The following is a 13,562-nucleotide window of genomic DNA, read 5'->3' on the forward strand; positions in this document are numbered from 1 at the left end:
GCCACGGCCCGCGCGGGCGTGGACGGCAGGTCCCCGCCCCCGCGAGCCCGACTCCCGTACCTCCGCGCCGTCGCCGCTCTCGCGAAAGTTGTGTCTGTCATGTCCGTCGCCCCCACCGCCCTGGACCGGCTCGTGAACGCCTCGAACCTTCCGACCCTGGGTCTCGAGCTGCCCCTCGACAACGACTGGGGCGCGACCCGGCTGCGTGCCGACCGGGCCGCGGGCCGCCCCTTCGGCGTCCCGGATCTGACCCGTCATGCCGAACTCGCCCGTCTGGCGGACCGGCTGGGCTTCGCCGGGCTCTGGGTGCGGGACGTTCCCCTCTACGATCCCGAACAGTTCGGTGACGCCGGCTCCGTCTTCGAGACGTTCACACACCTCGGGCACCTCGCGGCCGTGACCGAGCGGGCCGTGCTCGGGACCGCGGCCGTCGTCCTGCCGCTGCGGCAGCCGCTGCTGGTCGCCAAGGCCGCCGCCACGGTGGACGTGCTTTCCGGCGGCCGGTTCGTCCTCGGCCTCGCGAGCGGGGACCGGCCCGTCGAGTACCCCCTGTTCGGGGAGGACTTCCAGGGTCGCGGCGCCACGTTCCGCAAGGGCGTGGAGATCCTGCGTGCCGCGTGGGCGCGGCACACCGACGACGCGGGCATGGAACTGCCCGGGCTCGGTCTCGGCGCCGACCGCCGTCTGGACGTCCTGCCCAAGCCGACGGGCCCGTCCGTGCCTCTCGCCATCGCCGGACACGCCCAGCAGTCGGCCGAGTGGATCTCGCGGAACGCGGACGCGTCCCTCAACTACCCGCGCCCGCTGGAGGCCCTGCGCCTCAGGACACGGGAGTGGCAGGAACTGACCGCCGGCACGTCCAAGCCGTACCTCACTCCCATGCAGCTGGACCTCACCGAGTCGCCCTCCACAGCGGCGACCCCGATCCGGCTCGGGCTGCGCACCGGCCGCCAGGCCCTGATCGATCATCTGCGGGCGATGGGCGAACTCGGCGTCGCCCATGTCTCCTTCAACCTCCGTCCCGGCAACCGCCCCGTGGAAGAGGTTCTCCACGAGCTCGCCGAAACGGTCCTGCCGCACTTCCCCTCCCCCGGCACGGCGGCCGGGACCGACGCCGCCGGCCCGGTCGCTTCCTGAGCCGGGCAGCGCTCGCCCGAGTACGGGGGTGCCGGGCTCCCTCCGGACGCCGTCGGCCGTAGCCGCCCCGGAGAGGCACCACCGCGGCCGGGCCGGGAACGCGCCGTCGGCAGAGCGCCGTCCTGAACGGCCCGGAGAGCACCGCGACCGCCGCCACCGGCCGTGGCCGACGCCCGGACCCCGCCCGGCCCGGTTCGGCCAGGCCGCACGTCCGGGCCGGCCCCGTCACAGGTTTCGGCCCCGTCACCGGCACGGCTCCTCGAACCGTACGGCCCGGCCCGGCCCGTGCACCCCGCCGCCCCGTTCCGGGAGCACCTGAACGGGCCAAGGGCCGTCCCGCGATCCCGGGCGGATGCGCGGCAACGGCCGCGGCGCCCCACCCCGCTGCCGGAGCACCCGTGCGCGTCCGCTGCGAGCGGCCTCCCGCCGCCCTGTGATCGCACGCCGGACGGCACCTCTTGCGGACGGACACGGCCGGCCGGGGCCCGCGTTCGCCGTGCGGCCCCGCACTCCGACGGCAATTGTTTGTTCCGGCTGTCCACGGCGCCCGTGCGCATGCCTGCGCCGCCCCGCTGTCCGGCCCGGCGAGCCGCAGTGCGAAGACCTCGGGCTTTCCGAGAAGGGCGAGGAAGGAGGCGCAGGGCATGGAGGCGTACACCCGGATGGTGTGGCAGGTGCTGCCGGTCACGGGCCGCCGCGGCGCGGAACCCGGCCCGCGAGGGCTTCACGGCCGCGGCGCACGGCTTCCCCCGGGTCGGACGGGGGCCTGACCGGGAGGGGCGGCCGCGCGGGCTCGTTCGTACCGGCGAAGCCGCCGCGGGAGTTCGTGCCGGCGCCGGAACGTCCCCGCGGGCCGCCGGCCACGGTGAGGACCGGTCGGGCCACCGCCGTGGCCGTCGGGGGATTCGCCCCGCAGCCGGGCGGCATGGTCATCGGCGGGGCGACGCGCACTTCACCGGCGCCCGCCGCCGCGGGCGGGGCGGCGCGGGAACGAATCGGACACGGTCCGCCACCGATGGGCCGCCACCACTTCTGGAGAGGTACTCACCCGATGCAGATCGATCTCAGCGGACGTGTCGCCCTGGTCACCGGGTCGACCGCGGGAATCGGCGAAGCCACCGCGCGGGCGCTGGCCTCCGCCGGGGCCGATGTCGTGGTCAACGGCCGTAACGCCGGCCGCGTCGCCGAAACGGCGGAGCGGATCGGCGGGCGCGGCATCACGGCCGATGTAGGGACCGCCGAAGGAACGGCCGACCTGGTCCGGCAGCTGCCCGAGGTCGACATCCTGGTCAACAACACCGGCGTCTTCGAGACCAAGCCCGTGTTCGAGATCCCCGATGCGGACTGGCTGCGCCTCTACGAGGTCAACGTGCTCTCCGGCGTGCGCCTGGCACGCCACTACGCGCCGCGGATGGCCCGGCGCGGGTGGGGTCGCGTGATCTTCGTCAGCAGCGAGGCCGGCTTCCAGCCGCCGACGGACATGGTCCACTACGGAATGACCAAGACGGCGCAGCTGGCCGTGTCCCGCGGCATGGCCCAGGAGGTCGCCGGCACCGGGGTCACGGTGAACTGCGTGCTGCCCGGGCCGACGATGAGTGACGGCGTGCTGGCCATGTTCGACGAGCTCTATCCCGGTCTAGACGCCGGTGAGCAGGAGCGGCGCTACCTGGCCGAGAACCGTGCGTCCTCGTCGCTGCTCAAACGCCTGATCCGCCCCCACGAGGTGGCCAGCATGATCACGTACGTGGCGTCGGAGCAGGCCTCGGCGACCACGGGCCGGGCGCTCGGCGCCGACGGCGGCGTCGTCCCCACGATCGTTCCCTGAAACGGGTGCCCGGCACGGCGGCCGGTCCCGTGCCGGACGGCTCGTATCCGACGCGTGCGCGGGGTGATCCGCCGTGCCGGCCCGCCGCGTCCTGTGGGGTCCCAACGCACCCCCTTGCATTATCCGGCGTCTGCAATTATTGTTCTTACACATAAGGCGCTCATGCATCTAAATGCACAGCCCGGCCCCAGCAGGACGCCACCGCGCATCCGCCGCATGGTTCCGCCGGCAGAGCCGCCGACCACGGAGGCATCCGTTCCCACTCATGCCTCGTCCCCGTGCCGGGGATCCCCACCCCGGTTCCACTGATCGAAAAGGCATCGTCATGTCCCTCAAGAACATCCTTCCCGGTCGTCTCGGTTTCGGTACGGCTCCGCTCGGCAACATGTTCCGCGCGATTCCCGACGAGGAGGCCCGCGCCACCGTCGAGGCCGCCTGGGACCAGGGCATCCGCTACTTCGACACCGCCCCGTTCTACGGGTCCGGCCTTTCCGAGCAGCGTCTGGGCGAGGTCCTGTCCGCCAGGCCGCGCGACGAGTACGTCCTGTCGACCAAGGTCGGCCGGGTCATCCTCGACGAGGTGGAGGAGGGGGCCCGCGACCTGGGTGAGAAGGGCGGGATCTTCGAGCACGGCAACCCGAACAAGATGCTGCACGAGTGGACCGCCGAGGCCACCGAGCGTTCCATCGAGGGCTCGCTGAAGCGCCTGGGCGTCGACCGCCTGGACATCGTCTGGGTCCACGACATCGCGCAGGACTTCCACGGCGACCTGTGGGTGCAGAAGTTCGAGGAGGCCCGCACCGGCGCCTTCCGTGTCCTGTCCCGCCTGCGGGACGAGGGCGTCATCAAGGCCTGGGGCCTGGGCGTCAACAAGACCGAGCCGATCGAGATGACCCTCGCCCTGGACGAGCCCAAGCCCGACGGCTTCCTCCTCGCCGGCCGCTACACCCTCCTGGACCACGAGCACGCCCTGCAGCGCCTGCTGCCCATGGCTCAGGAGCAGGGCGTCGGCATGGTCGTCGGCGGCCCCTACAGCTCCGGCATCCTCGCCGGCGGCGCCCACTTCGAGTACCAGAAGGCCCCCGCCGAGATCATCGCGAAGGTGAACCGCCTCAAGGAACTCACCGCTAAGCACGGCATCTCCATCAAGGCCGCAGCCCTCCAGTTCTCCCTGGCCCACCCGGTCTCCGCCGCCGTCGTCCCCGGCGCCACCAAGCCCAGCCGCATCGCCGAGGACATCGCCGCCCTCAACGAGAAGATCCCGGCCGCGTTCTGGCACGACCTGCGCACCGCCGGCCTGGTCAGCCCGGCCGCCCCGCTCCCCAACAACGCCTGACCCACACCCCACACCCCCCACCTCCCCCCACACGCAGTAAGCAGGAGTTCCACCATGGCTTCCACGTCCGTCTCCCGTATCGTCCCCGCCTCCCCCGACAAGGTCTGGGCCCTCATCGGCGGCTTCGACGCCCTGCCCGACTGGCTCCCCTACATCCCCGAGAGTGTCGCCGTCGAGGGCGGCCGGGTCCGCCGCCTGAAGAACCCCGAGGGCGAAGTCATCATCGAACGCCTCGTCGACTTCAACGAGACCGAACGCCAGTACAGCTACGCCATCCTCCAGGCCCCGTTCCCGGTAGACGACGGATACGTCTCCACCATCCGCGTCCACACCGTCCCCGGCCGCGACGACGTCGCCGAGGTCCAGTGGTCCGGCCGCTTCCACCCCAAGGGCACCGCCACCGACCAGGAAGTCGTCGACCTCTTCACCGGCATCTACGCCGACGGCCTCGACGCCCTCCACAAGACCCTCTCCGCCTGACACCCCGGAGTCACCACCGCATCCAGCCGCACAGCCCGGGTACGCCTCCACGCACCCGGGCTGCGGTGCGTCCGGGCGTATCGGGCGGCCGGCGGGCCCCGGCGTGAGCGGGCAGGCGCAAAGTGCGCCCGCGCGCCCCCGGGGCAAGGCGTTCCGTCCGGTGGCCGGGGTAGCCAGTGGGCGTCCACCGATTGCCGTGCCGCGCACCGTGGTCGTCGCACCGTTCGCCCGGGAAGGAGCCGTGACCGCCCCACCGGCGGCACTCGGTACGACACCGCTGGTCCGGCACGGCGAAGGCACCGGGCGGGGCCGTCGCATCCGCCCCGTGCCGCCCGCGCACCAGCCGAACGTGCGCGCTCCTTCCCACGACGCGAAAGGAACCGCCCGTGCTTCCGCCGACCCCCCAGAGGCCGCCCACCGCACCGGGCGGTCTGCCGCTGCTGGGGCACCTCATGCCCCTGCTCACCGACCCCCTGGCCCTTCTGGCCGCGCTGCCGCGCCAGGGCGATGTCGTGGAGCTCCGCTTCGGCCGGACCCCGACCTACGTGGTGTGCTCACCCCAGGCGGCCCAGCAGGTCCTCAGGAACGCCGACCACGGTTTCGACAAAGGGGGCGTGTTCTACGAGAACATGCGGTCCGTCGTCGGAGACGGCATGGCCACCTGCCCCCTGTCACAGCACAAGCGGCTCCGCCGGCTCGCCCAGCCCGCCTTCCACACGGACCGGATGACCGGCTACGCCCGCACCATCCGGAGCCAGGTGCGTGCTTTCACCGCCGGCTGGCGCCACGGGCAGGTGCTGGACGTGCTCGCGCAGATGCGGTCGCTGGCCATTCACTCCAACCTCGCGACGATGTTCGCCCGCCGGGAGTTCGGCACCGAGGTGGCGGGGCTGCGGAAGGCCGTCACCGGTTTCGTCGACCACCAGACCGTTCTGCGCATGATCGCCCCCGGCCTCAACCGGCTGCCCACGGTGCGCAATCACCGCTACCGCAGATGCGAAGCCGCGCTGCTGCGCTTCCTGGACGAGGAGATCGCCGCCTACCGTGAGGACGGCGAGGACCACGGCGACCTGATGTCCATGTTCACCACCTCCGCCGACAGCGACCCGCTCAGCGACCGGGAGGTGCGCGACACCGCCATGACCGTGCTCCTGGGCGGGGTGACGGCCAACGCCGTCGGCCACGCCTGGGCCCTGTACCAGCTCTCGCGGGACGCCGGGCTGGACGCCGCGGTGGCGCAGGAGGCGCAGGCCGTCACCGGCCTGGAGCAGGGGTGCCCGGTGGCCGAGGTGATGGACCGGCTTCCCCTGACCCGGGGCGTCGTCGCCGAGGTCCTGCGGCGGCGTGACCCCAGCTGGATCTTCCCGCGCGTGGCCGTCAAGGACACCGTCGTCGGTCCGTGGCGGATTCCGGCCGGCGCGCAGGTGCTGCTGAGCCCCTATGTGCTGCACCACCGCCCCGATCTGTTCCCCGCCCCGGAGAACTTCGACCCTCACCGGTGGGACGGGCGCGACCCGCACCGCACCCAGGGGTGGCTGCCCTTCGGGGCGGGGGCGTCCAAGTGCATCGGCTACGAACTCGCCTTCATGGACCTGACCCTGTCCCTCGCCTCCATCGTCCGCTCCTGGCGCCCGCGGCCCGTCCCCGGCTCCGTACGCCCGCGGCCCCGGCTCCATCTGGAGCCCCACGGCCTCACCCTGCAACTGGCCGAGCGGGCCTCCCGCTGATCCCTCACGGGCCGGGCCGTGCTCGCCCCGGAGGCTCCGGACGGGCTCCGGGGCGAGGGCCCGTGGCGCGTGCTGTCGCGGTCTTTTGGCGCGGCCGGGTTACTTGGCGCAGGTGCGGTCGCGGGCGGGGAGGCGGCCGGTGGCGAGGTAGGAGTTGACGGTGGAGTCGATGCAGGCGTTGCCGTAGGCGCCGTAATTGACGTGCTGGTTGGCGCCGTTGAGGGTGAGGAGGCGCGAGCTGGGCAGACGGTCGTGCAGGGCGACGCTGTTGGTGTAGGGGACGCGGGGGTCACCGGTGGAGGCGACGATCAGGGCCCGGGTGTCGTGGCTGACCCGGACGGGTGCCTCGCGGGGGCGGTCCCAGAAGGCGCACGGGGTGATGCTCTCGGTCAGCGGGGCGAACAGCGGGTGGGCGGCGCGGCCGCTCTCGATGTCGCGCCAGTACGTCTCGGGGTCGCGCGGGGCGGCGACGTCGCCGCACAGGATCGCGGTCTGGGCGCTGGCGACGGGGGAACCGGCAGGGGTGAACACGCTGCGCATCAGGGCGGCGAAGGCGGGCGGCAGGGTGGTGGGGCGGCCTTCGGCGGCCCGGGCGAGCAGGGCCATGTGCTCGGCCAGGGAGGCGCGTGCCGGTTCGGTCTCGTCGGCGAGCTCGGTGAAGAGCAGGGCGGGGACCTGGCTGTTGTCGAGGCGGAAGACGTCGGGGGCGGTGCCGACGGTCAGCGGTTCGCGGGTGGAGGCGGCGATCACGCCGTCGAGAGTGGCGCGCACCTGTTGGCGGGTGCGGCCGAGGCCGTAGGTGGCGTCACGCGCGGCCGTCCAGTCGGCCCAGTCGTCGTACGCCTTCTCGTTCTCCGCGTCGGCTCCCTTGAGGAGGCGGGGGTTGTAGCGGTCGGGGTCCAGGGCGCTGTCGAGGACGACCCGGTCGTAGCGCTTGGGAAACATCTGGGTGTAGGCCGTGCCCAGGTAGGTGCCGTAGGAGAAGCCCAGGTAGGAGATCTTCCGCTCGCCGAGGACGCTGCGGACGACGTCGATGTCGCGGGCGGTGTTGCGTGTGGTGACGTGGGGCAGGAGCGGGCCGTTGGTGGTGCGGCACCGCTGTGCGACGTCCTTAGCGCGGGCCGTCTGGCGGTCGAAGCCGGCCCGGTCGGGGCCGGCCGACAGCAGGCCGGGGCCGGAGGTCAGGCCGCAGTCCAGGGGGGTGCTGCGGCCGGTGAAGCGCGGGTCCATGCCGATGAGGTCGTAGCGGGCGCCGGTCTCCTTCATCATGGGGCGCACGAGGAGCCCCGTGCCGAGGGCCGGGCCGCCCGGGCCGCCCGGGTTGATCAGGAGGGAGCCGATCCGGTGGCGGGTGTCGGTGGCCTTCAGACGGGATATGGCGACGGTGATGGCCCTGCCGCGGGGCTTGCTGTAGTCGAGCGGTACGGTCACGTCCGCGCAGCGTGCGCCCGCGGCGTCGAGGGCGCGGCCCGTCTCGTCGTCCGCGTTCTGGGTGCAGCCGTGCCAGTGGGGGCGCTGCTGGTAGTAGCGGCCGAGCCCGGCCGCAGGGGCCGCGTCGGCGGATGCGGGCGTCGCGGCGGGCGCGGCGGGCGCGGTGACCAGGCCGGTGGTGAGGCCGGCAGCGAGGACGAGTCCTGCGGCCGAGGCGCGCCTCACGGCGGTGCCGGGGGTGATCATGGTGCTTCTCCTGACGGTGACGGACACGGCCGGCCCGGAGAGTGTCCGGGCCGTGCCGGTCGAGCCTTTCAACGCACCCCGCCCGGCCGCATCGCCGTGCGGCATGAACCGGTGGTACGTCAGGTGCATCAGGTCGGGCCGTCGGCGTACGCCCTGTGTACCACCGCCCGTGCCCGGACACGGCGGGGTACGGCATGGGGGAACGTCAAGCAGGAAGCCCCATGGGCCGGTTGGCCATGCCCGGGCCCGCGGCCGAGGTGTCCGGGGAGCGGTTCGGTGAGCCGGTGACGCCTCCTGCGGTGCGGCGGCGTGGCGGCGCGGTGCGGCGCGTCATGGCCCCGGCATCGTGTCTCCGCGGGCCGTCACGGAACAGGGCCGGGCGGGGTCGCGGGCACGGGGAGGGCCCCGCCCCGGAAGATCCTTCACCGGGGCGGGGCCGCCGCGTCACGAGACCAGGCCGGCTCCCTCCAGCTCGGTCAGCCGCACGGTGCACAGGCCGCCGCGCTCGGCCTTCACCTCCGTCACCTTCAGCTGTGTCCCCGGCGCGAGGATGTACTCCTCCTCCCCCGTGAACGCGGAGAACCGCCGGATCCCCACCGCTCGCGCGGGTGTCACCTCGAACAGCGTCCGCCGGCCGCGTCCGCCGAGGAACGCGCGGGCCACACCCAGCTCGGACGTGCACGAGGACACGCCCCACCACGTCACCGTCCGCCCCAGCGGGTACTGGGACCGCAGGTCCAGCGCCACACCACGCCACAGCGGCCGTGTCCGCGCCGGCAGCGCCTCCATCGCCGAGAACAGCAACCGCAGGTACGGCAGGTACGGCACCACGCGTTCGCGGTCCGAGGAGCGCAGCACGGCGTTGATCTCGCGGTAGAAGCCGGACTCGCAGGTGTACAGGTAGAGGGCCGAGATCGCGTCGGCCGACAAGGTGCCCGCGACGTCCCCCGGCTGCGCGCCCGCGGCCGTCGTTTCCGCGGCCTTCGTCTCTCCGAAGCGGCTCGACAGGTCGATGTGCCGGTCCAGGTTCGCGAGCACCTGCGAGACCGGCTCGACGGCCTTCCGGAAGTCCATCAGCGGTGTGTCGAAGACTCCGGTGACGGGCGGCAGGGCGAGGCCCTCGTCCTTGACGCTGGTGAGCCGCTCCAGATACAGCTGGTGCAACTCCATCGTGGACGTGATGAACGCGCCCATCCGCTGTGCGACGTCGCCCCCTTCCGGCCCGCCGGTCTTGCCCGTCCCCCGGTCCCAGCCCTTCTGCGGCAGCCAGTCGACCGGCTCGGCTCCCACCGCCGCCAGGGCGTCGTTCACCTGGGCGAAGTGGTCGCCCTCGCAGAACAGATCCCCCTGTGCGGCCGGATTGGCGTGGTCCAGGTGGCGGACCTGCACCCCCGGGTACTTCTTCTCCAGCCGCTGGACGACCCTCTTCAGGCTCCGGGCGTGCGCGCCCCACCAGGCGAACACCACTCCCCGGTCGTCCTCCTCCGCCGCGTCCTGCTTCGCCCGGAGGATCTCCTCGAGGATCTGCTCGGTCACGGGGCGCCAGAACGATGTGTGCCGGTCGGTCGGCATCGCGCCGTCCGTGCTCGCCGTGAGGGACGCGTTCAGCAGCAGTACGCCCTGGGTGAGCATCGCCTGGAACCACTCGGGCGGCTGGACCGTGTCCTCCTTCTTCAGCAGGGCACGGACATCGGCGATCGGGGTCTTCTTGGCTATGCCGTACTTCCACATCGCGGCCGCCTTGATGAGGCAGCGGATGCTGACGACCCGGCCGAACTGACTGTCCTTCCAGTTGTTGAAGGTGTTGTCGAACATCGCGATGCCGGTCGCGCTCTCCGCCCGCGGATAGGGGTTCTGTCCGAAGACGACCACCTTCCACTTCTCCGGCGGATGCGGCTTCAGTGCCTGGAAGGTCAGCTCGCGCACCGGAACGACCTCCGGGCTGCGCTTCGGGCCGATGAAGTCGGCGGCTCCCGGCTGCGCCTCGATCACCGGTCCGAGCAGCGGCAGCCACGGCTCGCCGCCACCGGTGAACAGGCCGGCCAGGTCCAGCGGATCACTGGCCGGGGATCCGGCATCGCCCGCGGCCGTCACGTCGGCATCACTCACGAGGGTGGAACTCCCGGTACTCGGGCCGGACGCCTTCGCGGGCGCCCCGGCATGCTGAACAGGTGCGGCGGGCTCGTTGCCGGTGTCCGCGTTCTGGGCGGCACCGGCCTGCGAGGTCTTCGGGTCGGTGACGGGCTTCGGATCGGTGACGGATTTCGTGTCAGTGACGAAAGGAAGGCCGCTGCGGCACGTTGATCCGGACCCGCCGCGCGGACCCCGCTCCCTCGATGTCGTCGAGCTGCCCCAGCACGGCGGCCCGCAACTCGTCGTAGTCCGCGAAGCCGTGGTCGTGGAAGAGGGTGTAGCCCGTCCACATCAGGTTGGCGCACACCTTCGCGGGCACCTGCCCGGTCTGCGCGCCCATCCCTACGAGGGCCACCGACCGGATGCTGCCCGGCTTCGCCCGGTTCTGCAGATGCACGGCCTGGAAGGCTGCCGCGCAGGCCAGCGCCACGTTCATGGTGTGGCTGACGTTCTGCGACGACTGGCGCATGGTGGGTGTCGAGATCAGGTACCGGGGTGTGTCCGCCCCGGACGGGACGCACACCGCGCTGCCCACCGGCAGCCGTCCGCCGAACCGGTCACGGATCGCCCGCTGCACCCGCACCTGGATGCCCGCACCGAGGTACCGCTTGACGACGGCGTCGACCCCACCGTCCATCCGGCCGCGCTCGTTGGTGGGGGAAACCCAGGCGTCCGCATCCACATCGAGAAGGGAACCCCGCCTGATCCCGACCTCCGGCGTGTCCGCGAACGCGGACCGCCAGGCCGTCACCACCTCGTCATTGACATCGACCAGGACGACGTCCAACGCATGCCTGAAACCCACGAATTCACTTCTCCCATCCAGTGATCCCGAACAACTCCGAAGCTACCGCGCACCACTGACAACGCCGTTCGACCAGGCTGTTCGAGCGGGGAGGGAGGGACGGGGTGCCGGAAGTGCCGGGCTCACGGAAGCCGTGGGTCCCGGTTCAAGGGCCTGCGGCCCGGGCCGCCGGGAGCGAGGAGGATGGTGTTCCGGAAGGCGGGCAGGTCCCGTGGGAGCATCCCGGGCGGCGGGCAGGCGGCTTCGGCGGCGCGGACCGCCCGTCCCGCGCGGCGCGCTTCGCCCCGGGTCGGCCGCGAACGCGTCGGACGGCTGCCGCGCCGGGCCGGCCCCGTCAGGGCCGGGACGGGGCTTCAGCCTCGTTGCGACGCGCCGCCAGGGTCTGCCGAAGCCCAGGGGTACGCCCGCAGCTTTGCACGGAGGGCCCGCTCCGCCTCCCGGCGGGCGCCTTCGTCACCGGGCGCGGCCGTCACTCCTGCCGGCACCGCCCGCCCCTGTAGTGCCGTGGCCGGCCGTTCCCGCACGGGCCGGACGACGCCGGTGGCTTCTCTCCTGCCCGGAGCTCGTCACTGCCCCCCGTGAGCAGCCCGATCGCCGGAGCGGCGAGATCCGCCTCCCCGTTCTCCCCCGTGTCCTGTGCCGCTCCGGCACCGTCGGTACGCGCCGGACCGGGTGCCGCATGCCGGAGACGGCAGCAAGCGACCGGCCGTCTACAGGCGTTCCTGCACCCATGAGGAGCAGCGGACGCGGGTGACGCAGACCTTCCACTCCAGGAGCGCGCCGGGCCAGTCGTAGGGAAGGTAGACGTCCTTCCACGTGCCGTTGCCCGTGTCGTTCTCGAACTCGTCCCAGTAGGTGTCCACGTGCCAGCTGATGAATACGGTGTGGCCGTCGGGTTCGGTGTCGCCCAGGCCGAACATGACCTTCCCCGGGTCGAAATAGCCGTAGGCGCCCGTGATGACCCTGCTCTCGGCCGAGGCCGGCGACGTCACTCCCACGGCTGTCGCCAGGGCGACCGCCAGTACGGCGAAGAGGCGGGCGAGGTGTTTCACCGGGGTCGCCCGTCGGCTGACGGGCGACGGGTCGGCATCGCCGGTGGTCCGTCCGGTGCGTTGCATGGTTCCTCCCGTTCTCCGGTCCGTCGGCCGTTCGAGGACCGGATGTGTCTCCTGAAGCGGATTCACATCCTGGTGGCGGCCCGGGCAGGGCACTTGGCCCTGCGTGCCGGGCTACTTGGCCAAAGGTGCCGCATGAGGAGCGTCGCCGGATCCGGCGCGGTGCCGGAAGGCGCGGGGACTGAGCCCGTACGCCGTCCGGAAGGCGCGGCTGAATTCGGCGGGTGCGGGAAATCCCCAGCGGGCCGCCAGGGCGGCGATCGGGTACCCGGCCAGCCGCGGGTCCGCGAGATCGGCACGGCAGCGCTCCAGGCGGCGCCGCCGGATCGATGCCGCCACGGTCTCCGACCGGTCCTCGAAGAGCCGGTGGAGCGAGCGGAGGGATATGTGATGGTGCGCGGCGAGGTGAGCGGCGGTCAGGTCCGCGCTGCCGAGGTTGCTCTCGATGTAGCAGTCGATCCGTGTACGGAGGACCTGCCGGTGGGACTCCGGCGATTGCAGGTGCTGGGTGTCGGAGTGTTCGGCGAGGAACGCGGCGGCGAGATCGACCGCGATCGTTCCCAGGCGTAGTCGTTCGCCCGTGCCGAGTTCGGCCGCACGGTCCCGGACGGTGGTCAGGTACTGGCAGAGAACCTGACCGGTCACTCCGGTCGGGACGAGCTGCCGGGCCAGGACCCGGTCGATCCGGCCGGCGGCCGGCGGAAGGACGTCCCTGGGGATCCGTAACAGCGTGACGCGGCCCTGCCCCCGTTCGTCCGGAACGAGGGTGTCCAGGGGGTGGGAGGTGTCGAAGAGCACCAGGCTGCCCGTGGCGATCTCGGCCTCGTTGTCGTGCTGCCGGGTGATCATCGGACTGCCGTCGATCAGGGCGAGCTGATACGTCTCCGGGTCGTCGCGTCTGATGTGGCGCAGTGTCCGTGCGGCCCGGAGCGATTCGAAGACGAGGTGAGCGACCTGAACGGTACCCAGGTCCGCCACGGTGACGCGGGCTTCGAAGCCGTGGGCGTGCGCACTGCTGAGGGAGAAGGGCGCGACGTTCTCCCTCACCAGCTCGACGAACCACTCGAACCTGTCGCCCCGGGGCAGTTCGCCGCTCGACAGCGAGACCGGGGCACCGGCATCCCGGCTGCCTGCCGGCACCTGCTCCTGCGACATGGTCACCATCATGGGCGTGGCACCCGTGGCGCGGCAACTGTCCTCCTGTCGGCGGGCGTTCCGCTCGGTGGTGTGCGGGGCAGGGCCGCGTCGGCGGGGCATCGGCTGTCGGGCGGGGCTGTCGGTGGCCCGTAGGCGATGTGTCGGTGACCGTTGGAAGCGTGGGGGCGAG

Annotated in this window: 10 protein-coding genes; 5 read left to right on the plus strand and 5 right to left on the minus strand. The window is 72.3% G+C overall.

Features of this window, described 5'->3' with window-relative positions; translation table 11 throughout:
* Nucleotides 1-99 precede the first annotated feature (99 nt).
* The 5 genes from ACFCV8_RS12860 (at nt 100) to ACFCV8_RS12880 (ending at nt 6,505) form a co-directional block, all read left to right on the plus strand.
* A complete protein-coding gene (locus ACFCV8_RS12860; RefSeq protein WP_376685346.1) occupies nt 100-1,137 on the plus strand; it encodes a TIGR03571 family LLM class oxidoreductase in 1,038 nt (345 codons plus the stop codon).
* Nucleotides 1,138-2,188: 1,051 nt separating this feature from the next.
* On the plus strand, nt 2,189-2,962 hold the full coding sequence (locus ACFCV8_RS12865) for an SDR family NAD(P)-dependent oxidoreductase (protein ID WP_376685347.1): 774 nt from the start codon (nt 2,189-2,191) through the stop codon (nt 2,960-2,962).
* Between the two features lie 325 nt (nt 2,963-3,287).
* Nucleotides 3,288-4,298: an aldo/keto reductase gene (locus tag ACFCV8_RS12870; protein WP_376685348.1), complete on the plus strand. Its 1,011-nt coding sequence runs from the start codon at nt 3,288-3,290 to the stop codon at nt 4,296-4,298.
* A 54-nt stretch (nt 4,299-4,352) separates the two neighbouring features.
* A complete protein-coding gene (locus ACFCV8_RS12875) occupies nt 4,353-4,778 on the plus strand; it encodes an SRPBCC family protein (protein ID WP_376685349.1) in 426 nt (141 codons plus the stop codon).
* A gap of 386 nt (nt 4,779-5,164) precedes the next feature.
* Nucleotides 5,165-6,505: a cytochrome P450 gene (locus ACFCV8_RS12880; RefSeq protein ID WP_376685350.1), complete on the plus strand. Its 1,341-nt coding sequence runs from the start codon at nt 5,165-5,167 to the stop codon at nt 6,503-6,505.
* Between the two features lie 99 nt (nt 6,506-6,604).
* Here the strand turns inward: ACFCV8_RS12880 and ACFCV8_RS12885 are convergent, their stop codons facing one another.
* From ACFCV8_RS12885 to ACFCV8_RS12905, 5 genes are all read right to left on the minus strand, one after another.
* A complete protein-coding gene (locus tag ACFCV8_RS12885) occupies nt 6,605-8,182 on the minus strand; it encodes an alpha/beta hydrolase (RefSeq protein WP_376685351.1) in 1,578 nt (525 codons plus the stop codon).
* 444 nt (nt 8,183-8,626) lie between these two features.
* Nucleotides 8,627-10,291: an ADP-ribosyltransferase domain-containing protein gene (locus ACFCV8_RS12890; protein ID WP_376685352.1), complete on the minus strand. Its 1,665-nt coding sequence runs from the start codon at nt 10,289-10,291 to the stop codon at nt 8,627-8,629.
* A gap of 160 nt (nt 10,292-10,451) precedes the next feature.
* The gene (locus ACFCV8_RS12895; protein ID WP_376685353.1) at nt 10,452-11,120 is read right to left on the minus strand and encodes a macro domain-containing protein; all 669 of its coding nucleotides are present in this window, start codon (nt 11,118-11,120) and stop codon (nt 10,452-10,454) included.
* A gap of 710 nt (nt 11,121-11,830) precedes the next feature.
* A complete protein-coding gene (locus ACFCV8_RS12900) occupies nt 11,831-12,238 on the minus strand; it encodes a hypothetical protein (RefSeq protein ID WP_376685354.1) in 408 nt (135 codons plus the stop codon).
* Between the two features lie 111 nt (nt 12,239-12,349).
* On the minus strand, nt 12,350-13,390 hold the full coding sequence (locus ACFCV8_RS12905) for a helix-turn-helix domain-containing protein (protein WP_376685355.1): 1,041 nt from the start codon (nt 13,388-13,390) through the stop codon (nt 12,350-12,352).
* Nucleotides 13,391-13,562 lie beyond the last annotated feature (172 nt).

The sequence above is a fragment of the Streptomyces sp. NPDC056347 genome (assembly GCF_042262625.1).
Classification (GTDB): Bacteria; Actinomycetota; Actinomycetes; order Streptomycetales; family Streptomycetaceae; genus Streptomyces.

What these genes read in the sequence shown, in the direction of transcription:
- ACFCV8_RS12900 (WP_376685354.1), bottom strand. Translation starts at nt 12,238, where the DNA reads ATGCAACGCACCGGACGGACCACCGGCGATGCCGACCCGTCGCCCGTC.
- ACFCV8_RS12865 (WP_376685347.1), top strand. Translation starts at nt 2,189, where the DNA reads ATGCAGATCGATCTCAGCGGACGTGTCGCCCTGGTCACCGGGTCGACC.
- ACFCV8_RS12870 (WP_376685348.1), top strand. Translation starts at nt 3,288, where the DNA reads ATGTCCCTCAAGAACATCCTTCCCGGTCGTCTCGGTTTCGGTACGGCT.
- ACFCV8_RS12875 (WP_376685349.1), top strand. Translation starts at nt 4,353, where the DNA reads ATGGCTTCCACGTCCGTCTCCCGTATCGTCCCCGCCTCCCCCGACAAG.
- ACFCV8_RS12860 (WP_376685346.1), top strand. Translation starts at nt 100, where the DNA reads ATGTCCGTCGCCCCCACCGCCCTGGACCGGCTCGTGAACGCCTCGAAC.
- ACFCV8_RS12905 (WP_376685355.1), bottom strand. Translation starts at nt 13,390, where the DNA reads ATGTCGCAGGAGCAGGTGCCGGCAGGCAGCCGGGATGCCGGTGCCCCG.
- ACFCV8_RS12885 (WP_376685351.1), bottom strand. Translation starts at nt 8,182, where the DNA reads ATGATCACCCCCGGCACCGCCGTGAGGCGCGCCTCGGCCGCAGGACTC.